The sequence below is a fragment of the Methylobacterium sp. WL120 genome (assembly GCF_008039465.1).
Taxonomy (GTDB): domain Bacteria; phylum Pseudomonadota; class Alphaproteobacteria; order Rhizobiales; family Beijerinckiaceae; genus Methylobacterium; species Methylobacterium cerastii.
On the sequence record NZ_VRUT01000365.1, the window covers coordinates 1 to 808 of the forward strand.

The 808-nt window shown below is 64.7% G+C and carries 3 pseudogenes; all 3 read left to right on the forward strand.

Annotation, left to right across the window (positions count from 1 at the left end):
• Nucleotides 1–286: pseudogene (locus tag FV229_RS28360) on the forward strand (hypothetical protein); the annotation flags it as partial.
• A 217-nt stretch (nt 287–503) separates the two neighbouring features.
• Nucleotides 504–605: pseudogene (locus FV229_RS27025) on the forward strand (NAD-dependent epimerase/dehydratase family protein); the annotation flags it as partial.
• A 63-nt stretch (nt 606–668) separates the two neighbouring features.
• A pseudogene (locus tag FV229_RS27030) lies at nt 669–808 on the forward strand (IS3 family transposase); the annotation flags it as partial.

Genomic DNA, 808 nt, shown 5'->3' on the forward strand with positions numbered 1-808 from the left:
TTTTCGCGAGGTCGATACCGACCGTAACAAGTTCGGACATGGGTGGCTCCTCAGCTTGAGGCGACAACATCCCGACTATGCCCCAACGCAACGCCGGGAGCAGGAGCCATCCACACCATCAATCGAGAAAGCCTTCGCCAACCTGAAGGCGCTCCTGCGAACGGCCGCCGCGCGCACCGTCCCAGACCTCTGGGCCGCAATCCAAAACGCTTTCAAAGTCTTCCGCCGGTATGAATGCCGAAACGACATTGCCGCCACCGGTGACGATGCCGTCGACCCAACATGATCGGCAACGGCTCTCGCCCGCGCACGAGCGGCTGACGAAGCGGGCGGACGCGCCGTCATCGGACCTGTCATAGGTTAGAGCGGCACAACCGCGCCGTGTGCCATGTTACTGCCGAGCCCGCCGGACGCCGTCCGGCAGAGGCGCCCGATCCTCGCCGCGGTGGGACCGGGGCGTCCGCTCATCGAAGCGAGGTCTGCATCTTGGCGAGGTCAGCATCTTGAGCGAGCGGGTTCTGATCACGGGGGGCGCCGGCTTCATCGGCACGCACCTGACGGCCGCGTTGCTCAAGCGCGGACACCAGGTCCGCGTCCTCGACAGTGGTCAGCCCCCATTGAAGTGGTCCGCCCTTTGGTATGGCTTTTGAGCCTGGAGGACGGACGAGATGGCAAAACACCCGAAGCCCGAGGAGATCGTCGCGAAGCTCCGTCAGGCGGACGTGCTGATCTCACAGGGCCAGAGCGTGGCCGATGCAATCCGCGCGCTCGGTGTGAGTTCGGTGACGTACTACCGGTGGCGGCGTGA